Below are 18,320 nucleotides of genomic sequence, written 5' to 3'. Positions count from 1 at the left end.
TCCATGGGTTTACGTCACCCGTTTACAACGTATATGTACATGTTACGCGGCGGGTCGGACCCGGCAACCGGGCCCGGTCGGCCCGGTTCGCGTACGTTTACCCCGTAACCGTACGGTCGCCCGGTGCGACGGCGAGGAGGCCGGTGATGGCGAAGGAGCCCGGACCGGGACCGGCGCGGCGCGCCAGCGACCGGGGCCGCTACGGGCGGCTCAACCGCGAGCGCGTCCTCGGCGCGGCCCTGCGGCTGGTCGACCGGGAGGGCCTGTCGGCCCTGAGCATGCGGCGGCTCGGCGCCGAACTCGACGTCGAGGCGATGGCGTTGTACCGCTACGCCGCCTCCAAGGACGCCCTGCTCGACGGTCTGGTGGAGGCCCTGCACGCTGAGCTGGAGGACCGGCTGACCACCGGGGAGGCGGCCGGTGACTGGCGGGCCGAACTGCGGCGGGTGGCGCTGGCGACGTACGAGGTCTGCCTGGACCACCCGCAGGTGGTGCCGCTGCTCTCCACCCGGATGCTGGCGGTGCCGCTCGCTCGGCGCCCGCGGGCGACCCTGCGCCACCACGAGCGGGTGCTCGGGCTGTTCGAGGAGGCCGGGTTCGGCACGGACGGCTCCGCGCGGCTCTTCCGCGCCTTCACCGCGTGGGTGCTCGGCTATGTGTCGGTGGAGCTCCAGGCCATGGTGGACAACCCGCAGGAGGCGGAGTCCGGGTTCCGGCTCGGTCTTCACCACATGGACCCGCGGGAGCTGCGGCGCCTGCGCGCCACCGCGCCGGCCCTGGCCGACCGGGCCGGACCGCGCGACCTGACGGACGGCCTGGACGCGCTGGTGGACCGGTTCACGCGCCCCGAGTGAGTCGGCACCACCCGCACCCTGCCCGGTGACGCGTCAACTCTGTTGTGCTGTTGCTTACTTCATGCCTTGACGAAAGTGGTCCATACCTTTAGGTTCACGGGTCAGCCAGAGCAGCGCATCCCGCGTTCAGCCTTCACGACCTGAACGCGGCCCCGCCCGCACACCCCCCACGAAGGGCCACCCGTATGCCCAAAATCCCCGACCCCCTGCCCCCCGCACCGCGCCGCCCGCGCAGATCCCGCGCGGCCGCCCTCGTCGCCGTGGCCGCCGCCTCCCTGCTCGCCTCGGCACTCACGCCGGCGAGCGCGGCGGACAGCGCCGCCGCCGCGCTGCCCACCGGGTTCGTCACCGTGATGAACGCCGCGAGCGGCCGCTGCCTGGACGCCAGGGCCGCCGCCACCGCCAACGGCACCGTCGTGCAGCAGTACGCCTGCAACAACACGACGGCCCAGCAGTGGAGTCTCACCGCCACCGGCGATGGTTACGTCCGCATCGGCAACCGCAACGCCACCGATCAGGTCGTGGACGTCGCCGACGTCTCCAGCGCCGACAACGCGCCCGTGCACCTGTGGGCGTACGGCGGCGGCGCCAACCAGCAGTGGCTGCCGGTCGACCTGGGCGGCGGCGCCTACCGGTTCGTCAACCGGCACAGCGGCAAGTGCCTGGACGACCCGGGGGCCTCGCTCGCGGACAGCGTGCGGTTCGTGCAGTACACGTGCAACGGCAGCGCCGCCCAGCGGTTCCAGGTCGTGCCGGTGAGCCAGTCGACGGCGGCCCCGGACCTCGGGCCGAACGTCGCCGTGTTCGACCCGTCGATGTCCGCCTCGGCCATCCAGAGCAAGCTGGACTCGATCTTCCAGCAGCAGGAGACCAACCAGTTCGGGACCCAGCGGCACGCGGTGCTGTTCAAGCCGGGCTCCTACGACGCCGACGTCAACGTCGGCTTCTACACACAGGTCTCGGGTCTCGGTCTCACCCCGGACGCGGTCACCGTCAACGGGGCGGTGCACGCCGAGGCGGACTGGTTCCCGCCGCAGAACGCCACCCAGAACTTCTGGCGCGGCGCCGAGAACCTGTCGGTCAACCCGGCGGGCGGCCGCGACCGCTGGGCGGTGTCGCAGGCGGCCCCGTACCGCCGGATGCACCTGCGTGGCGACATCGCCCTGGACGACGGGGGCTGGGCCAGCGGCGGCCTGTTCGCCGACACCAAGGTCGACGGACGGGTCGACTCCGGCAGCCAGCAGCAGTGGCTGACCCGCAACTCCCAGCTCGGCAGCTGGACCGGTTCCAACTGGAACATGGTCTTCGTCGGCAGCCAGGGCGTGCCGAACACGACGTTCCCGGCACCGCCGTACACCACGGTCGCGCAGTCCCCGGTGACCCGCGAGAAGCCGTTCCTGTACGTCGACGGCGACAACGCCTACAAGGTGTTCGTGCCCGCGGTCCGGGCCGGCTCCTCCGGCACCAGCTGGGCGAACGGGGCGCCCTCCGGCACCTCGCTGTCGCTCGACACCTTCCACATCGTCAAGCCGGGCGCGAGTGCCGCCTCGATCAACGCCGCGCTGGCCGCGGGCAGGAACCTGCTCGTCACGCCGGGGGTCTACCACCTCGACCAGACCCTCCAGGTGAACCGGCCCGGCACGGTCGTCCTCGGTCTGGGCCTCGCCACGTTCGTCCCGGACAACGGCGTCACCGCCATGAAGGTCGCCGACGTCGACGGGGTGAAGGTCGCGGGCCTCCTCTTCGACGCGGGCACCACCAACTCGCCCACGCTCATGGAGGTCGGCCCGGCGAACGCGTCCGCGTCGCACGACGCCGACCCGACCTCGCTGCACGACGTGTACTTCCGGGTCGGCGGCGCGGCCGTCGGCAAGGCGACCACCAGCCTGGTGATCAACAGCGACGACGTCATCGGCGACCACATGTGGATCTGGCGCGGCGACCACGGCAACGGCATCGGCTGGAACAGCAACACCGGTGACACGGGCCTGATCGTCAACGGCGACGACGTCACGGCGTACGGCCTGTTCGTCGAGCACTACCAGAAGCACCAGACCATCTGGAACGGCAACGGCGGCCGGACGTACTTCTACCAGAACGAGATGCCGTACGACCCGCCCAACCAGGCGGCCTGGATGAACGGTTCCACGCAGGGCTACGCCGCCTACAAGGTCGCCGACTCCGTCACCAGCCACCAGGCGTGGGGCCTCGGCAGCTACTGCTTCTTCAACGTGAACCCGAGCGTCACCGCCGAACGGGCCATCGAGGCACCGAACCGCCCTGGGGTGCGCTTCACCAGCATGGTGACGGTCTCCCTCGGCGGCACCGGCACCATCCGGCACGTCGTCAACAACGCGGGCGGCCCGTCCAACGCGGCGACGAACGTGGCGAACCTGCCCAGCTATCCGTAGAGGGCGACCTCACCGCCGGACACACGAAGAAGGGCTTCCGCGGGTGTGACCCCGTGGAAGCCCTTCGCACCGTCGGGACGACAGGATTTGAACCTGCGACCCCTTGACCCCCAGTCAAGTGCGCTACCAAGCTGCGCCACGTCCCGGTGCCCCGCTGACCTGGGGTTTCCCCGGGCCGAACGTGCAGGGAAACTCTACCGCACTCGGGTCGGTGGTCGCGCACCCGTTTACGGCCGGGACACCGGGGCCGCGGGGGCGTCCGCCCGGACCAGGCCGCGTATCGCACGCACGCAGAGCAGCGAGGCCGCCACGACGAAGCTCATGCCGCCCGCCGCCAGCAGTACGTGGTCCGACCCGAAGGCCCCCGCGGCCGGGCCCGCCAGGGACTGGCCGACCGGCATCATCGCCAGGGAGCCCGCCACGTCGTAGGCGTGGATGCGGTTGAGGACGTCCGCCGGGACCTGGGTCTGCACGCTCGTCGCCCACATCACGCTCCAGAACGCCATGCCGACGCCGGCCACGGCCGCTCCGGCCGCCATGGCCGCGACGGGCAGACCGGCGCCGACCGTCACCGGGAACGCGGCGAAGGCGAAGACGCCGAACGCGCCGGCGCGCAGCATGCGGCGCGGGCGCAGCCGCAGCGCGAGGAGGCCGCCGATCACGGTGCCCGCGCCGAGGGCGGAGTTCACCAGGCCGTAGGAGCGGGCCCCGTGGTGCTGGACGATCTCGGCCGCGACCAGCGGCGTCGTCGGGCCCCACACGGTGATCATGTAGACGCACCACACGGCGATGACGCCCCACAGCCAGGTGCGGGACCTGAACTCCCGCCAGCCCTCGACCAGATCGGCCCGGAAGGCGCGGCCACCGGTCAGGGCGCGTGCGACGCCCGAACGGGCTCTCGGGGGCAGGCGCAGCAGCAGGAGGCAGGCGGCGCTCACCGTGTAGGTGGCGGCGTGGGCGGCGAACACCCCGCCGGGCGAGGCGAATCCGACGAGGACACCCGCGAGGGCGGGTCCGGCCAGCTGGGCCACGGCCTCGGCGATACGGATGGCGCCGTTCGCGCCCTGGACGTCGGTGGCGAGGCGCGGCACCGTACCGGCGACGCCGGGCTGGAACACGGCGCCCGCCACGCCGTTGACGAAGCCGATCGCGCAGATCTGCCAGAGCACGACGTGTCCGGAGAAGAACAGCGCGGCGGCCAGGGACTGGGTGCAGACGCGGACCAGGTCGGCGCCGATCATCAGCCGGCGGGTGTCGAAACGGTCGGCGACGACCCCGCCGAAGACGATCAGCCCGGCGAACGCGGCGGACGTCGAGGCCAGGGCGAGACCGACGGCACCGGCGCCGTAGCCCTGCTGGAGCAGACCCGCCGCGAGCGCCACGGGCAGCATGGTGTCACCGAGCTGGGCCACGGCCCGCGCCCCGAAGAACAGGGCGAAGTCGCGTGACCACACCGGCCTCGGCCGGTCCTTGCCCGAGCCGCCCTCCGGCGACGGGTTCCGCGTCCCGTCCCGGGCCCCGCCCGGCGGTGTCCGCGGCGGCGTCCCGCGCATCCCCACGATCCCTCCCCGTGCCTCGGGAGGAGTGCGAGCCGCGGCCCCCTCCGCCCCGGCTCCCTCCTCGCCCCGGATGATCGCACGCGGCAGCGGCGACGCGGCAGGCGATCTCATGCGCCCTCGGGCAGCCCCAGCTCCGGGTGGGCGTCCAGCAGACGGGTCGGGGCGGCCTGGCGCCAGGAGTCGGCGAGGATGGCGCGCAGTTCGTCCTCGTCGTCGAGGGCGGCGATCCGGGCCCGCACCCAGGCGAACTGGGCCTCGTGGCCGGCGATCCAGAACTTGTCCGGTTCGGCCAGGACCAGTTCGTCGCGCTCCTCCTTGGGGCAGCGCACGGCGAGGGAGGTCTCGTCCTCGGGCAGGGTGGCGAACATCTTGCCCGCGACCCGGAACGTGGGCATGCTCCAGGCGATCTTCTCCGTCGTGTCCGGGAGGGACAGGGCGATACGGCGTACGTCTTCGGCGTCCGGCATAGCCGGAACCGTAGCGGCCCGCACTGACACTCACCTGGTGGGAGCGGGGACGCCCAGGCGCTTGTAGTAGATCGTCGTCGGGCGCGGCTCTCCCTGCGGGCTCGTCGCGTAGTCGGGGATGACACCGGCGCGGGTCCAGCCGGCCGAGCCGTACAGGCGCTCTGCGGGACTGCCGGTCTCGGTGTCCAGGTGGAGCAGGGTGATCCCGGCGTCGGCGGCGGCCGTCTCGGCGGCCGTCAGCAGGGTGCGGCCCAGGCCCCGGCCGCGGGCCCGGGGATGCACCATCAGCTTGACGACCTCGGCGCGGTGCCGGCTGTTGGGCTTGTCGGCGAAGGCCAGGCTCACCGTTCCGACGAGGTGTTCGCCGTCGTAAGCCGCCCATACCGCCAGGTGCCCGCCGTCCACCTCGTCCGCGCGCCCCGTCCACCAGGTCACGGCGGCGGCGAGGTCCAGGGAGGCGAGGAAGCCGACCGAGGATCCGCCCGCCACGGTGTCCACCAGGAGGGCGGCCAGGTCCCGGGCGCACGCGCGCAGCCGGGTGCCGTCCAGGCGTGTCACGCTCACGGCAGCACCACCGCCAGCAGATAGCGGACCTCGCCGGGGCCCGGGCACCGGAACCGGGTGGCCCCCCACACGCGGGTCCGCAGGCAGTCCCCCGCCGCCAGCCGGTGCTCGCTCTCCTGCACGGTCACCTCCAGCACTCCGTCCAGCACCCACAGGTGCTGTTCCAGCCCCGGTACGGGCGGCCGGTCGTAGGCGATGTCGGCGCCCGCGCCGAGCCGTCCCTCCACGAGTTCCGCCCGCAGTCCGGCGTGCGGCGGCGACACGGACCGTCGTACGAAGCCGGAGGGGTGGTCCCGCCACACCTGCTGGTCGGCCGCCCGCACCACCGGGGCCGGGGCCGACTCGACCTCGCTGAGGAGGCGGGACATGGTGCGGCCGTACACATGGCACAGCCGGTTGAGCAGGGCCGCCGTGGGGCTGGTCTCGGCGCGCTCGGCCCGGGAGAGGGTCGAGCGGCTGATCCCGCTGCGGTCCGCCAGTTCATCCAGGGACCAGCCGCGCTCGGCCCGCAGTTCGGCGAGCCGCGCGGCCAGCCGGGTGTCGACCGTGTCCACGGCCGCGCCGGTCGTCGTCTGTCTCATGTCCGGGACGCTATCCCGCACATGAGACGACGGTGTTACGGAAGGCTCACTCCCGCGCCGCCGCGCCGAGCGCGTCGAGGACCGGGCTGATCAGCGGGTGCTCCTCCGCGCCGCGGCGTACGGCGGCGAAGACCCGGCGGGTGGGCGCGACCCCGTCCACGGGGCGGACGACCACCCCGGTGAGGTCCATGCCCCGCAGCGCGGAGCGCGGGACGAGCGCCACCCCGGCGTCGGCCGAGGCGAGGGCGACGACCGCGCGGAAGTCGTCGGAGGAGTGGTCGAGGCGGGGCTGGAACCCGGCGCTCTCGCACGCCAGCACCACCACGTCGTGGCAGGGGTTGCCGGGGTAGGGGCCGATCCAGGTGTCCTTGGCCAGCTCCGCGAGCGGGACGACGTCGGCGCCGGCCAGCCGGTGGCCGACGGGTACGACCGCGTCGAAGGGCTCCGCGTACAGCGGCACATGGGCCAGCCGGGGATCGTCCGCGGGCGCTCCCCGGTACTCGACGGCCACCGCGACGTCGATCTGGCGGTCCAGCAGCATCGGCAGGCTGGCGTCGCCCTCCGCGTCCAGGACCCGCAGGCGGATGCCGGGGGACGTCCGGGCGAGGTGGGCCACCGCCGGCGCGACGACCAGGGCGATGCCGGTGGCGAAGGAGGCGACGGTGACCGTGCCGGCCGCGCCCGAGCTGTAGGCCGCCAGCTCCGCCTCGGCCCGCTCCAGCTGGGCGAGGACGGCGTTGGTGTGGCTGAGCAGGATCTCGCCGGCCGGGGTGAGCCGTACGCCCTTGGCGCCGCGCTCCACCAGCCGGTGGCCCGTCTCCTGCTCCAGGGCCGTGAGCTGCTGGGACACCGCCGACGGGGTGAGATAGAGCGCGGCGGCCGCCGCCGTCACGGTGCGGTGGTCGGCCACCGCACGGAGGATGTGGAGCCGCCGCGCTTCGATCATGGGATCGATTATCGCAAGACGCCGGACGCGGACCGGCCGGGCCGGGCCGGGCGGACAGGACGGACCGGACACCGGCCGTCCGGTCCGCACCGGCCGCCGGAACTCAGCCCTCCAGTTCCGCGCGCGCCGAGACGAAGGCGTCGACGGCGCGGTGCACGTCGTCCGTCGAGTGCGCGGCCGACAGCTGGACGCGGATGCGGGCCTGTCCCTGGGGCACGACCGGGTAGGAGAAGCCGATCACGTAGACGCCGCGCTCCAGCAGCAGCTCCGCGAGCCGGCCGGCCTTGGACGCGTCGCCGATCATCACGGGCGCGATGGCGTGGTCGCCGGGGAGGATCTCGAAGCCCTCCTCGCTCATCCGGCGGCGGAACAGCGCGGTGTTCTCGGCGAGCCGGACCCGCAGGTCGTCCGCCGACTCCAGCAGGTCGAGGACCTTCAGCGAGGCCGCGGCGATCACCGGGGCGAGGGTGTTGGAGAACAGGTACGGCCGGGAGCGCTGGCGCAGCAGGGCGACGATCTCGGCGCGGGCCGCCACATAGCCGCCGGAGGCGCCGCCGAGGGCCTTGCCGAGGGTGCCGGTGATGATGTCGACGCGGTCCATGACGCCGTGCAGCTCGGGGGTGCCCCGGCCGCCGGGGCCGACGAAGCCGACGGCGTGCGAGTCGTCGACCATGACCATGGCGTCGTAGCGGTCGGCGAGGTCGCAGATCTCGCGCAGCGGCGCCACGTAGCCGTCCATCGAGAACACGCCGTCGGTGACGATCAGCCGGCGGCGCGCGTCGGACGCGTCCTTCAGCTGGGCTTCCAGGTCCGCCATGTCGCGGTTGGCGTAGCGGAGGCGGCGGGCCTTGGACAGGCGGATGCCGTCGATGATGGAGGCGTGGTTGAGGGCGTCGGAGATCACCGCGTCCTCCGGGCCGAGCAGGGTCTCGAAGACACCGCCGTTGGCGTCGAAGCAGGAGGAGTACAGGATCGTGTCCTCCTGCCCGAGGAACGCCGACAGCCTGGCCTCGAGCTGCTTGTGCACCTCCTGCGTGCCGCAGATGAAGCGGACCGAGGCCATGCCGTAGCCCCAGCGGTCCAGCGCCTCGTGGGCGGCGGCGACCACGTCGGGGTGGTCGGCGAGGCCGAGGTAGTTGTTGGCGCAGAAGTTGAGGACCTCGCCGGGGCGGCCGCCCGCGGTGACGTTGACGGTCGCGGACTGCGGGGTGTCGATCACCCGCTCCGGCTTGTGCAGGCCGGCGGCGCGGATCTCGTCGAGGGTGGCGCGCAGGTCGTCGCGCACGGAGTCGAACATCTGAAAAGCTCCCGGGGGTGCAGGTGGCTTACGCGTGAGGTGCGCGGTGACTACTCGGTCCAGTCGAGGATGACCTTGCCGCCGCGGCCGCTCGCCGCGTCGGCGAACGCCGCCTCGAAGTCCCGGTAGCCGTAGCGGCCGGTGATGACGGGCGCGAGGTCGAGGCCGCCTTCGAGCAGTACGGACATCGCGTACCACGTCTCGAACATCTCCCGGCCGTAGATGCCCTTGAGGGTGATCATCGAGGTGACGATCCGGGACCAGTCGACGGGAAACTCCTCGGCGGGCAGGCCGAGCATGGCGATCCGGCCGCCGTGCGTCATGTTGGCGATCATGTCGCGCAGGGCCTCGGGGCGGCCGGACATCTCCAGACCGATGTCGAAGCCCTCGCGCAGACCGAGTTCGCGCTGCCCCTCGGCGATACCCGCGTCGGACACGTTCAGTGCCAGGGTCACGCCGATCTTGCGGGCGAGGTCCAGCCGCTCCTCGCTGACGTCGGTGATGACGACGTGGCGGGCGCCCGCGTGCCGCGCGACGGCCGCCGCCATCAGGCCGATCGGCCCGGCGCCGGTGATCAGGACGTCCTCGCCGACCAGCGGGAACGACAGCGCGGTGTGCACGGCGTTGCCGAACGGGTCGAAGATCGCGGCCACGTCGAGGTCGACGGGGACCCGGTGCACCCACACGTTGGCGGCGGGCAGGGCGACGTACTCCGCGAAGGCGCCGTCGCGTCCGACGCCGAGGCCGACCGTCGCCCGGCACAGGTGCCTGCGGCCGGCCAGGCAGTTGCGGCACTTCCCGCACACCAGGTGGCCCTCGCCGCTGACCCGGTCGCCGGGCTTGATGTCGGCGACGTCCCGGCCGGTCTCCACGACCTCGCCGACGAACTCGTGACCGACGACGAGCGGGGTGCGGATCGACTGCTGCGCCCAGCCGTCCCAGGAGCGGATGTGCAGGTCGGTGCCGCAGATACCGGTGCGCAGCACCTTGATCAGCACGTCGCCGGGCCCGATGGACGGCTCCGGGACGTCCGCGAGCCAGAGTCCGGGCTCCGCCTTCTCCTTGACCAGCGCCTTCACGCTACGGCTCCTGAGGGTGAGTCCCGGACGGGGGCATGCCGATCAGGCCCGGGCCCGGGAAGAGGGGTGGAATCGCGTAGCAATCTGCCGCACCGCGGCGCGCCGGTCCATCGAGGATTTCTTAAGCGGCGCCACAGCTCTTCTTCACACCCCTCGCGGGGGCCCGCTACAGGCGGGAGACCTGGTAGTGCGCGAGGGCCCAGCCGTCCTCCTGCCGCCGGGCGAGGACGGCGAGCTTGACGGCGACCGGGTCGCGGTCGGTGAACGTGAACTCGGTGTCCAGGTACCCGAGAACCAGGTCGTCCGCGTACCGCCGGGTCTCCAGGATCCGGTAGCCGGCCCGCATCCCCAGGGGCTGGGAGGCGTAGTACGCGGCCACGGCGTCCCGCCCCACCCCGTAGGGGTGCAGTCCCTGGAAGATGGCGTCCTCGGTGAAGACGTCGGCCACGTCCTGTGGCCGGTGGGCGTCCACGGCCGTCCGCCAGCGTTCGAGCACTTCGCGCAGGACCGTCTCGTCATCGGTGGTGCCGCTCATGACTCCATCCTTTCCCGGTATGTCCTCGTCCGCTCAGTGACCGGCGCTCATACCGCCGTCGACGTGCAGGATCTCGCCGGTGACGAAGGGCGCCGACTCCAGGTAGAGCACGGCGTCGACGACGTCGCCCATCTCGCCCATCCGTCCGACCGGGTGGAGGGCGGAGAGGAACTCGTGCGTCTCCTCGGGGTGCATCGGCGTCTTGATGGTGCCGGGCGAGACGGCGTTGACGCGGATGCCGCGGGTCGCGTACTCCACGGCGAGGGACTTGGTCGCGGCCTGGATGCCGCCCTTGCTCAGGGATGCCAGGACGGACGGGACGCGGGAGTCGGCGTTGTCGACCAGGCTGGTGGTGATGCTGACGATGTGCCCGCCGCCCTGGGCCAGCAGATGCGGCACGGCCCGCTGGGTGAGGTGGAAGACGCCGTCCAGGTTGATCCCGGTCACGGCGGCGTAGTCCTCGGCGGTGTAGTCCGTGAACGGCTTGGCGACGAAGATGCCCGCGTTGTTGACGACGGTGTCGATCCGGCCGAACCGCTCGAGGGCAGCGACGACGACGCGCTCCGCGGTGGCCGGGTCGGCGATGTCGCCCTGCACGGTCAGGACGGCGGGGTCGTCGGAGGGGGCGATGGTGCGCGAGGTGGCGACGACCGCGTACCCGAGCTTGCGGTAGCCCTCGACGACGGCGGCCCCGATGCCCTGGGAGGCGCCGGTGACGATCGCTACCTTCTGGATGCCTGCGTTCATGATGTCGAACCTTCTCCGATGGATGACCGATCTCTAGCCGACCGGTCGACTAATAGGAAGGTAGGACGAGTGCACGGCTGCGTCAAAGGTTCCGGGGCCCTCGCGCGGGACCCGTTTCCTTCCGTCTGGGAGGCTCAGGCTCCCAGCGCAGGCCGGCCGGGGAGCGCGTGCGGATCGTCGGCCGGCAGCCAGGCGTCGGGGGCGTGGACGCCGAGGTCCCCGACGCCTTCGCTCAGGGCGTCCACCACGCCCAGCACCCCGGCGCGGTCCTCGTCCGCCCGCCACACCAGGGACCACGTCCAGTAGACCTTGGGCCCGACGACCTCCCGGCGGACCAGGTCGGGCGGCAGCGGGCCGACCTGCCCCTTCGGCGAGTTCAGCACCGGGCGGGTGCAGCGGCGTACGTGGTCGAAGAAGGCGGGACCGGTGATCGCCCCGTCGGAGATGCGCACCGCGCGGGCCCCGACGTCCTCCGCCAGCCGCTCGGCGTACGCGTTCCACGACGCCCATGAGGTGAGGTCGTCGTCGATGAGGACGTCCATGTCGCCGGCCGCCACATCGCCGATGTCCGGGCCCTTGGCGACGGCGTAGAGACGGTCGGCCCCGAGGAGCCGGGCCCGCAGCCCGAGCCGTTCGAGGTCCTCGGCCGGCACCCGGCACACGGCCAGGTCCAGGCTTCCGTCCGCCACGCGGGCCGCCTGTGTGTGCGAGGGCGCCACCCACGCGTCGATGTGCAGGCGGGCGACCGGGGCGGTGCGTGTGGTCAGGTCCGCGGGGAGCCAGTTGACGTACCCGAGCCGGACCGACTCCGAGCCCGACAGCCGGCCGGCCCGGCGCTTGAGCTCGTCCGCGCGCTCCAGCAGGTCGCGGGTGGCGGGCAGCAGCGCGGCGCCCGCGGGGGTGAGGGAGACCGAGCGCCGGTCCCGGTCGAACAGCCGCACCCCGAGGTCCCGTTCGAGCGCCTTGATCTGCTGCGAGAGGGACGGCCCCGCGATCAGCAGACGCTCGGCGGCCCGCCCGAAGTTCAGTTCCTCGGCGACGGCGATGAAATACCGCAGCTGACGCAGCTCCACGCCGGTCATGCTACGCGGGCTCGGAGGCCGCGCCTCCCAGTTGCGAGGACGCCGGTGGTGGCGGCGGCGGAAGGAGGTGCCCATGCTGGAAACGGCCGGCCCACACTGCGAGAGGACGAGAGCCATGCGCGAGTTCCTGGTCGAACTGATCACGACGATCCCCGACGGCACCGGTCAGGACGAGGTCGACCGGCGGCGCGCGGCGGAAGCCGTCCGGGCCGCCGAACTGGCCGCCACCGGTCATCTCGCCCGCCTGTGGCGTCCCGTCGGCGAGCGGCGCAGCATCGGCGTGTGGCGGGCCGCCGACGAGGAGGAGCTGCGCGCGAAGGTGCTCGGCACGCTCCCGCTGTGGCCGTGGATGACGGCGACCGTCACCCCGCTGGAGCCCCATCCGAACGACCCGGGCAGCCGGTGACGGCCCTCGCCGTGCTGCGGACGGGCCCTGGGCGGCCCATGGCCGGAGGAGGCCGCGCCCTCAGGCTGTCCCGTCGTCACCCGATCCCGGCGACAATCGACGCAGGACACCCGACCGCGGGTGGGCGGGCGCACGCCCGCGCATCCCGGCCGACCGACCGACCAGGAGCCGCTCATGAACACCGCACGGGACCTCGCGATCGTCGCCCTGGACCTGGCGCAGGACCATCGCGTGGAGCAGGGCGAGCTGTCCCTGGCGCTGGCGGCGGCCGAGGTGTTCGACCTCCTCGACGCCGGGGCCCTGACCCTCGCCGGGGACCGCATCGCCCCGAACGCGCAGGCCCCCACGGGTGACCGGCTGCTGGACGAGGCGGCCGCGGCGCTCATACGGCAGGAACCGTACGAGTCGGTCGAGGACTGGCTGTGGCGTCGCGGGCGCGGGCTGTCCGCGGCGTACGTCGAGGACGTGGAGCAGACGGGGATCATGTCCAAGTCGCGGGGTTTCCGTCTTCCGCTGCGCGCCGCGCGCACGGTGCCCGGCGACCCGGCGGCCCGGCAGCGGGCCGAGCAGCGCTGGACGTCGCGCGAGCCCCTGCTCGCCGCCCTGGGCGCCGCGGCCGGCATCGGCACCGAGCCGGCGGCACCCGACCCCGGCGAGGGCGCGGCGGACACGGACACGCTCACCGACGACACGTCCTCGGCCGTGCTGGCCGCGCTCGGCAACGCGGTGATGGAGCTGGAGGCCGTGCGCCAGCGACGGGCGATCGAGGACGCCGCCTTCGACAATGTGTGGCGGGGTTTCTAGGTCGCGATCCAGCGAGCGGGCGCGGGCGTGGCTCACAGCAGGGGCAGTCCGTCCGCCTGCCGTCGCTCCAGCCGGGCCACCAGGTCCACCGCCGACGCCTTGATCGTCTCCAGACCGGCCTTCCCCCAGGGCCGCGGCTCCATGTCGACGACGCACACGGTGCCGAGCACCATGCCGGTGGAGTCGATCAGCGGGGCGCCCAGGTAGGAGCGGACGCCGAACTCGTCGACGATCGGGTTCCCGGCGAACCGGGGGTAGTCGCGGACGTCCTCCAGCACCAGGGCCTTGCGGCGGACGACCACATGGGGGCAGAACCCATGGTCGCGACCCAGGCAGCGGCCGAGTGGCGGCTTGCTGTCACCGGCCCGCGCGAGACTCACGGCGGGCCGTACGTGCAGCCCGGCGAAGAGCTGCCTGCTCTCCCCCACGAAGTTCACCATGGCGTACGGCGCCCCGGTGAGCTGGGCGAGGTGCTCCGCGAACACGTCCAGGGCAGGGTCGGGATGCTCCCCGAGGCCCATGGCGAGCAACCGCTGTGCGCGGGCGGGGGCCTCCTTGTCCTCCGGGGTGAGCAGCAGGCGGGCGACCGGGTGCGGTGGGCCGTAGCTCATGGGCGGATTCCGTCGCTGTGGACGCGGGTCATATGCGGCTCCGTGCGGGTGTGTGCGGATGTCACCTGTGGGCGCCGTGGCTCGGTGCGTGGGCCGGCGCGTGGGCGAGGAGGTGCCGGACCAGGGTCAGCAGGGTCTGGACGCCCGAGCTGGAGATCCGGGCGTCGCAGCGGACGACCGGGATCTGCGGGTCGAGGTCGATGGCGGCCCGGACCTCCTCGGGGTCGTACCGGAAGCCGCCGTCGAACTCGTTGATGGCGACGATGAACCCGAGGCCACGCTGCTCGAAGAAGTCCACGGCGGCGAAGCAGTCCTCCAGGCGCCGGGTGTCGGCGAGGATGACCGCGCCGAGCGCGCCCTCGGAGAGCTCGTCCCACATGAACCAGAAGCGCTCCTGCCCGGGGGTGCCGAAGAGGTACAGGACGTGTTCCGGGTCGAGGGTGATGCGGCCGAAGTCCATGGCGACCGTCGTCTCGACCTTGTTCTCGACGCCGTCCAGGTTGTCGGTCGCGGCACTGACGGTCGTGAGCAGCTCCTCTGTGCTGAGCGGCGCGATCTCGCTCACCGCGCCGACGAAGGTGGTCTTGCCTACCCCGAACCCTCCCGCCACCAGGATTTTCAACGCGGTGGGGAACGGATCAGAGCTGTCGTCGTAGTCCATCGAGCACTGCCTCCAGAAGAGCCCGGTCTGTCGGGTTGTGGTGGAACTCGGGGGGCTTGGTGGTGAGCGCCCCGCAGTCGACGAGGTCCGACAGCAGCACCTTGGTGACCGCCGCCGGCAGCTTCAGGTGGGCGGCGACCTCGGCGATCGAGACCGGGGCGCGGCACAGGTCGAGGGCCTGTTCGTGCTCGGGGCCCAGATAGCCGAGGGGGGTCGCCCCGGTGGCCATGACCTGTGACATGAGGTCGAGCGCGACGGTGGGCCGGGTGCGGCCGTTGCTGACCGTGAAGGGGCGCACCAGCCGTCCGGCCGCGTCGTCGAGCCAGGGCCCGTCGCCGGCCGCCGTCACGTTCAAGGCCTCAGCGCCGAGGGGTCGACGGCGTGCTGCCGGGGTGCGGTGACCAGGTACGGGCGGACGCTCTTGACGAGCATCGCCATCTCGTAGCCCAGCACGGCCGCGTCGGCCTCCCGGCCGGCCAGGACGGCGAGGCAGGTGCCGGAGCCGGCCGTGGTGACGAACAGCAGGGCGGAGTCGAGTTCGACGACGACCTGGCGCACGTCGCCGCCGTCCCCGAAGCGGACGCCGGCGCTGCGGCCGAGCGAGTACAGGCCGGAGGCGAGGGCCGCCATGTGGTCGGCGCTGTCCGGGTCGAGCCCGTGGACCGATTTCACGAGTCCGTCGCAGGACAGGAGGACCGCGCTGGAGGTGTGCGGCACGCGCTGCACGAGGCCGCTCATCAGCCAGTCGAGGTCGGACACATGGGCGGTCGGCGCTTCGCTCGCCATGATGGATCGACTCCTTGAGGTACGAAGGTCTGCGGGAGCGCTGGGTGCGGGGGTGGGAATCCGGGCGGACGGCGGGTGGGTCAGGGACGTGGTCATCCGGCCGGTGCGCTCCCGTCGGGCCAAGTGGGCTGGTCGGTACCGGACGGCTGTCCGGGGTCGGCGTCGGCCGTCGGGGCCGGGCCGGTGGGTGACGTGCCGACGCCCATGGAGGGTGGGCCCATGGGCGAGGCGGTACCCATGGGTGGGACGCCCATGGGCTCGATGTCCAGGGAGGAGGCGCCCAGGAGGGGCGTGTCCCTGGGGGACGTCTCGGTGCGTGACGCGTCCATGGGTGTCTCCTCCATGGACGGTCCGCCGGTCATGTGGGGGACGTCTGTGTGCGGCGCTTCCAGCGAGGCCGGGGTCAGGCGTACGGAGGGGGACGGGTCGCTGGGGCCGGCCTGACCGTGCGCGGCCGCCATGGGGGGCAGGGCGGTGTGTCCCGCTGTGTGTCCTGAACCCATGTGGGCTACGGGCAGATGGTGGCTTGTGTCCATGTGGGCGGCGGACGTGTGCGTCGACTCCATGTGCTGTTGGGTCTCGGCGAGTCCGATGCCGCGCTGGAAGGCCGCCATCAGTCCCGGGTCGTGCCCGGCGACCTGGTCGGACTCCTGGCGGGCCACCGGGCCGTCCCGCAGTTGCGGCGCGATGTGCTCCTGGGCGCGGCGCCGGGGCAGTTGGGGTTTGCCCATGGTGCCGCGGACGGCGCCGGTGCGCGGTGTCAGCGGTCCGACGCTGTTCTCGGCGAGCTGGCGGCGGTCGTCGGCGCTGATGCCGGGCACCGCCTCCGCCGGGTTGGCCCGCCCCTGGTGGGCGCCGCGCACGGGCAGCGGCGGTCCGTCGCCCTTGGCCGGTGCCGGGACGGTGCCGCGCGTGCCGGTCCGCGGGCGCGCCTGGCGCGGCGCCGTCCCGTCGGGCTGGGCCGCGCCCCGTGTGCCGTCCGCGGGGGTTTCCGGGTCGGGCCGCCGGTGCTGCGGTGGCCTTGGCGCCGTCTGCCGTGCGGCCGGCTGCGACGGTAGCGGCGGGGGTGCGGAGGGACCGGCGGGCCGGCCCCCCGGTGTCTCCGTCGTCCGGGGTTCCTGGCCCCGGGGCGCGCCGGCGGGGGTGCCCGGCTCCGCTCCCAGCAGCCCCTGCGGGACCACGAGGACGGCCTGGACGCCGCCGTAGATGTTGGTCTGCAGACGTACATGGATGCCGTGCCGCTTGGCGAGTTGCGAGACGACGAAGAGGCCGATGCGCCCGTCCGACAGGAGGCTGGCGACGTTGACCTGGTCGGGGTCGGCGAGCAGGGCGTTCATCCGGGCCTGTTCGCCGACGGGCATGCCGAGCCCGCGGTCCTCGACCTCGACGGCCAGTCCGGACGTCACGAGGTTGGCCCGCAGCAGCACTTGGGTGTGCGGGGCGGAGAACACCGTGGCGTTCTCGACCAGTTCGGCGAGCAGGTGGATGACGTCGGCGACGGCGTGGCCGCGCAGGGTGCCGTCGATCGGCGGCACCAGTTTGACCCGGGAGTACTGCTCGACCTCGGCGATGGCCGAGCGCAGCACCTCGGTCATCGGGACGGGGTTGCTCCACTGCCGCCGGGAGACGGCGCCGCCGAGCACGGCGAGGTTCTCGGCGTGCCGCCGGATGCGGGTGGCGAGGTGGTCGACGTGGAAGAGGCCCTTGAGGAGGTCCGGGTCCTCCATCTCGTTCTCGAGCTCGTCGAGGATGGAGATCTCCCGGTGCACGAGCGACTGGAGGCGCCGGGCGAGGTTGACGAAGACCTCCAGCTTCTGTTCGCTGCCGGCCTGGCTGGACAGCTGGGAGGCCTGCACGACGGCGTGGATCGCTCCGTCGTGGGCGCGGGCCAGGTCGGCGGCGAGGAGGTCGAAGTCGTCGGCGTCGTCGGGCGGTCCGTTGCGTGGCGTGCGTTTCGGCGGGCCGTCGCCGCGCCGCAACGCCTCGACGAGGGAGCGCAGTTCAGCCTCGCCGCGGGCGCTGGCGCGGCGCAGGGCGCCGACGCGCCGGCTCACGGTCCGGGCCGCGCGGTCGGCGGCGACGGCGGCGATCACGATGCCCGCGAGGGTCACCGAGAGCGCGCCGGCCAGGACGACCCACAGGACCGGGGTCGGCCGTGCTCCGGTGGAGCGCACGACGAACAGCACCGCGGCGCTGGCGCTGAGGGACACGGCCACGGGTGGCAGGACGGCCAGGCGCAGCAGTTGGGGCCGTATCTGGGTCTCGGGCAGCGCGGGCGCGGGACGGGCGGCGGGGCGCCCGTGCCTCCCGCCCTCACGGCGGTCAGCGCGTGTGGCCGGGGCGCGGAGTTGAGACATCGGGGTCCTCGTACTGGTCCGTCGGTCGGGGCCTGGGGGGTGCACGCGGTCTGCGTGGGCCCGGGGCTGTGCGCCTTCTCGGTGCCGGTCGACGGAACCGAGGGGGCTCGGCTGCGTGTCGCCCGACGGACACTCACAGTAGTCGCCTCCGCATCAAGTGCGGTGGGCAGTTGACAAACTCCCGCAGACGGCGTCCCGCTCTGGTATGAGGGCTCGTACGACAGACCGATAACCGGTCACGGCACGCGTCCGGAAAGCGGCATCGAACGATCAGAGCTGGTCAGAAGTGGTCGCCGCCAACAAGCGCGCCCGGCGCCCGACGCGACCCCCTTCCCTCGCCGGAGCCATGCCCGCACACCGCACCGACCTCCGCCGAAGCGCCGAACGCCCACCGCGCCCCACCGCGCGCCCCCCAGAGCGTCACCGACCGTAGCGGCGCACTCGGTGATTCGCGCGCCCTCCACCACACCCGAGCGCCGGGCGCGCACTGCTGAAGAGAATCCAGACCTACCGGAGTTGGTGAGGCGCCCAACCCGCGCGGCTCCCCTCCGGCGCCGGATGAGGCGCTGCACC

General features: G+C 72.9%; 19 protein-coding genes and 1 tRNA gene. 4 read left to right on the top strand and 16 right to left on the bottom strand.

The window, feature by feature from the left end; genetic code table 11:
• Nucleotides 1-146 precede the first annotated feature (146 nt).
• Entirely contained in the window at nt 147-854 is a 708-nt protein-coding gene (locus ACFV46_RS14895) for a TetR/AcrR family transcriptional regulator (protein WP_385498450.1), read from the top strand.
• A 185-nt stretch (nt 855-1,039) separates the two neighbouring features.
• Nucleotides 1,040-3,265 (top strand): RICIN domain-containing protein, encoded by a 2,226-nt coding sequence (locus ACFV46_RS14890; RefSeq protein ID WP_385498449.1) that lies wholly within the window; start codon nt 1,040-1,042, stop codon nt 3,263-3,265.
• 72 nt (nt 3,266-3,337) lie between these two features.
• Here ACFV46_RS14890 and ACFV46_RS14885 read toward each other — a convergent pair.
• The 11 genes from ACFV46_RS14885 to ACFV46_RS14835 all read right to left on the bottom strand — a co-directional run bounded on the left by ACFV46_RS14885 (nt 3,338) and on the right by ACFV46_RS14835 (nt 12,122).
• Nucleotides 3,338-3,411: transfer RNA gene (locus ACFV46_RS14885), tRNA-Pro, on the bottom strand.
• Between the two features lie 81 nt (nt 3,412-3,492).
• Complete coding sequence (locus tag ACFV46_RS14880; protein WP_376728750.1) at nt 3,493-4,818, bottom strand: MFS transporter; 1,326 nt, start codon at nt 4,816-4,818, stop codon at nt 3,493-3,495.
• 113 nt (nt 4,819-4,931) lie between these two features.
• Nucleotides 4,932-5,291, bottom strand: coding sequence for an MmcQ/YjbR family DNA-binding protein (locus ACFV46_RS14875; protein ID WP_376728749.1), 360 nt, complete (start codon nt 5,289-5,291; stop codon nt 4,932-4,934).
• Nucleotides 5,292-5,321: 30 nt separating this feature from the next.
• Nucleotides 5,322-5,855, bottom strand: coding sequence for a GNAT family N-acetyltransferase (locus ACFV46_RS14870; RefSeq protein WP_385498446.1), 534 nt, complete (start codon nt 5,853-5,855; stop codon nt 5,322-5,324).
• On the bottom strand, nt 5,852-6,436 hold the full coding sequence (locus tag ACFV46_RS14865) for a helix-turn-helix domain-containing protein (protein WP_385498445.1): 585 nt from the start codon (nt 6,434-6,436) through the stop codon (nt 5,852-5,854). Before ACFV46_RS14865 ends, ACFV46_RS14870 begins: the two co-directional genes overlap by 4 nt.
• A 46-nt stretch (nt 6,437-6,482) precedes the next feature.
• Entirely contained in the window at nt 6,483-7,382 is a 900-nt protein-coding gene (locus tag ACFV46_RS14860) for a LysR family transcriptional regulator (RefSeq protein ID WP_151786929.1), read from the bottom strand.
• Nucleotides 7,383-7,485: 103 nt separating this feature from the next.
• Nucleotides 7,486-8,679, bottom strand: a complete 1,194-nt coding sequence (locus ACFV46_RS14855; RefSeq protein WP_361925184.1) for a glycine C-acetyltransferase — start codon at nt 8,677-8,679, stop codon at nt 7,486-7,488.
• A gap of 50 nt (nt 8,680-8,729) precedes the next feature.
• Entirely contained in the window at nt 8,730-9,758 is a 1,029-nt protein-coding gene (gene tdh, locus ACFV46_RS14850; protein ID WP_385498443.1) for an L-threonine 3-dehydrogenase, read from the bottom strand.
• Nucleotides 9,759-9,924: 166 nt separating this feature from the next.
• Nucleotides 9,925-10,293: an SgcJ/EcaC family oxidoreductase gene (locus tag ACFV46_RS14845; protein ID WP_361925180.1), complete on the bottom strand. Its 369-nt coding sequence runs from the start codon at nt 10,291-10,293 to the stop codon at nt 9,925-9,927.
• Nucleotides 10,294-10,326: 33 nt separating this feature from the next.
• Nucleotides 10,327-11,040 (bottom strand): SDR family NAD(P)-dependent oxidoreductase, encoded by a 714-nt coding sequence (locus ACFV46_RS14840; protein WP_385498441.1) that lies wholly within the window; start codon nt 11,038-11,040, stop codon nt 10,327-10,329.
• Nucleotides 11,041-11,174: 134 nt separating this feature from the next.
• Nucleotides 11,175-12,122 (bottom strand): LysR family transcriptional regulator, encoded by a 948-nt coding sequence (locus ACFV46_RS14835; protein WP_361925176.1) that lies wholly within the window; start codon nt 12,120-12,122, stop codon nt 11,175-11,177.
• 115 nt (nt 12,123-12,237) lie between these two features.
• On the opposite strand from ACFV46_RS14835, the gene ACFV46_RS14830 reads away from it, so the two are divergent.
• Both ACFV46_RS14830 and ACFV46_RS14825 read left to right on the top strand, forming a co-directional pair.
• Complete coding sequence (locus ACFV46_RS14830; protein ID WP_361925174.1) at nt 12,238-12,528, top strand: muconolactone Delta-isomerase family protein; 291 nt, start codon at nt 12,238-12,240, stop codon at nt 12,526-12,528.
• 174 nt (nt 12,529-12,702) lie between these two features.
• Nucleotides 12,703-13,332, top strand: coding sequence for a GPP34 family phosphoprotein (locus ACFV46_RS14825; RefSeq protein WP_361925172.1), 630 nt, complete (start codon nt 12,703-12,705; stop codon nt 13,330-13,332).
• Between the two features lie 32 nt (nt 13,333-13,364).
• Here ACFV46_RS14825 and ACFV46_RS14820 read toward each other — a convergent pair whose 3' ends face one another.
• The 5 genes from ACFV46_RS14820 to ACFV46_RS14800 all read right to left on the bottom strand — a co-directional run bounded on the left by ACFV46_RS14820 (nt 13,365) and on the right by ACFV46_RS14800 (nt 17,747).
• Nucleotides 13,365-13,943, bottom strand: coding sequence for a GAF domain-containing protein (locus ACFV46_RS14820; RefSeq protein ID WP_385498440.1), 579 nt, complete (start codon nt 13,941-13,943; stop codon nt 13,365-13,367).
• Nucleotides 13,944-14,004: 61 nt separating this feature from the next.
• On the bottom strand, nt 14,005-14,604 hold the full coding sequence (locus ACFV46_RS14815) for an ATP/GTP-binding protein (RefSeq protein ID WP_385498439.1): 600 nt from the start codon (nt 14,602-14,604) through the stop codon (nt 14,005-14,007).
• The gene (locus ACFV46_RS14810; RefSeq protein ID WP_055619132.1) at nt 14,582-14,953 is read right to left on the bottom strand and encodes a DUF742 domain-containing protein; all 372 of its coding nucleotides are present in this window, start codon (nt 14,951-14,953) and stop codon (nt 14,582-14,584) included. Before ACFV46_RS14810 ends, ACFV46_RS14815 begins: the two co-directional genes overlap by 23 nt.
• Nucleotides 14,954-14,955: 2 nt before the next feature.
• A complete protein-coding gene (locus tag ACFV46_RS14805; protein ID WP_062668835.1) occupies nt 14,956-15,390 on the bottom strand; it encodes a roadblock/LC7 domain-containing protein in 435 nt (144 codons plus the stop codon).
• A 92-nt stretch (nt 15,391-15,482) separates the two neighbouring features.
• Nucleotides 15,483-17,747: an ATP-binding protein gene (locus ACFV46_RS14800; protein ID WP_385498438.1), complete on the bottom strand. Its 2,265-nt coding sequence runs from the start codon at nt 17,745-17,747 to the stop codon at nt 15,483-15,485.
• Nucleotides 17,748-18,320 lie beyond the last annotated feature (573 nt).

Source organism: Streptomyces sp. NPDC059852 (genome assembly GCF_042731455.1).
GTDB lineage: Bacteria > Actinomycetota > Actinomycetes > Streptomycetales > Streptomycetaceae > Streptomyces.
Note: the sequence above shows the minus strand (reverse complement) of the source record. Positions and strands in the feature narration are given on the sequence as shown.

Excerpts from the sequence above, each read along its gene's own strand:
- ACFV46_RS14830 (WP_361925174.1), top strand. The coding sequence starts at position 12,238 with ATGCGCGAGTTCCTGGTCGAACTGATCACGACGATCCCCGACGGCACC.
- ACFV46_RS14855 (WP_361925184.1), bottom strand. The coding sequence starts at position 8,679 with ATGTTCGACTCCGTGCGCGACGACCTGCGCGCCACCCTCGACGAGATC.
- ACFV46_RS14865 (WP_385498445.1), bottom strand. The coding sequence starts at position 6,436 with ATGAGACAGACGACGACCGGCGCGGCCGTGGACACGGTCGACACCCGG.
- ACFV46_RS14815 (WP_385498439.1), bottom strand. The coding sequence starts at position 14,604 with ATGGACTACGACGACAGCTCTGATCCGTTCCCCACCGCGTTGAAAATC.
- ACFV46_RS14875 (WP_376728749.1), bottom strand. The coding sequence starts at position 5,291 with ATGCCGGACGCCGAAGACGTACGCCGTATCGCCCTGTCCCTCCCGGAC.
- ACFV46_RS14890 (WP_385498449.1), top strand. The coding sequence starts at position 1,040 with ATGCCCAAAATCCCCGACCCCCTGCCCCCCGCACCGCGCCGCCCGCGC.
- ACFV46_RS14845 (WP_361925180.1), bottom strand. The coding sequence starts at position 10,293 with ATGAGCGGCACCACCGATGACGAGACGGTCCTGCGCGAAGTGCTCGAA.
- ACFV46_RS14860 (WP_151786929.1), bottom strand. The coding sequence starts at position 7,382 with ATGATCGAAGCGCGGCGGCTCCACATCCTCCGTGCGGTGGCCGACCAC.
- ACFV46_RS14825 (WP_361925172.1), top strand. The coding sequence starts at position 12,703 with ATGAACACCGCACGGGACCTCGCGATCGTCGCCCTGGACCTGGCGCAG.
- ACFV46_RS14835 (WP_361925176.1), bottom strand. The coding sequence starts at position 12,122 with ATGACCGGCGTGGAGCTGCGTCAGCTGCGGTATTTCATCGCCGTCGCC.
- ACFV46_RS14895 (WP_385498450.1), top strand. The coding sequence starts at position 147 with ATGGCGAAGGAGCCCGGACCGGGACCGGCGCGGCGCGCCAGCGACCGG.
- ACFV46_RS14805 (WP_062668835.1), bottom strand. The coding sequence starts at position 15,390 with ATGGCGAGCGAAGCGCCGACCGCCCATGTGTCCGACCTCGACTGGCTG.
- ACFV46_RS14880 (WP_376728750.1), bottom strand. The coding sequence starts at position 4,818 with ATGCGCGGGACGCCGCCGCGGACACCGCCGGGCGGGGCCCGGGACGGG.
- ACFV46_RS14820 (WP_385498440.1), bottom strand. The coding sequence starts at position 13,943 with ATGAGCTACGGCCCACCGCACCCGGTCGCCCGCCTGCTGCTCACCCCG.
- ACFV46_RS14840 (WP_385498441.1), bottom strand. The coding sequence starts at position 11,040 with ATGAACGCAGGCATCCAGAAGGTAGCGATCGTCACCGGCGCCTCCCAG.
- ACFV46_RS14800 (WP_385498438.1), bottom strand. The coding sequence starts at position 17,747 with ATGTCTCAACTCCGCGCCCCGGCCACACGCGCTGACCGCCGTGAGGGC.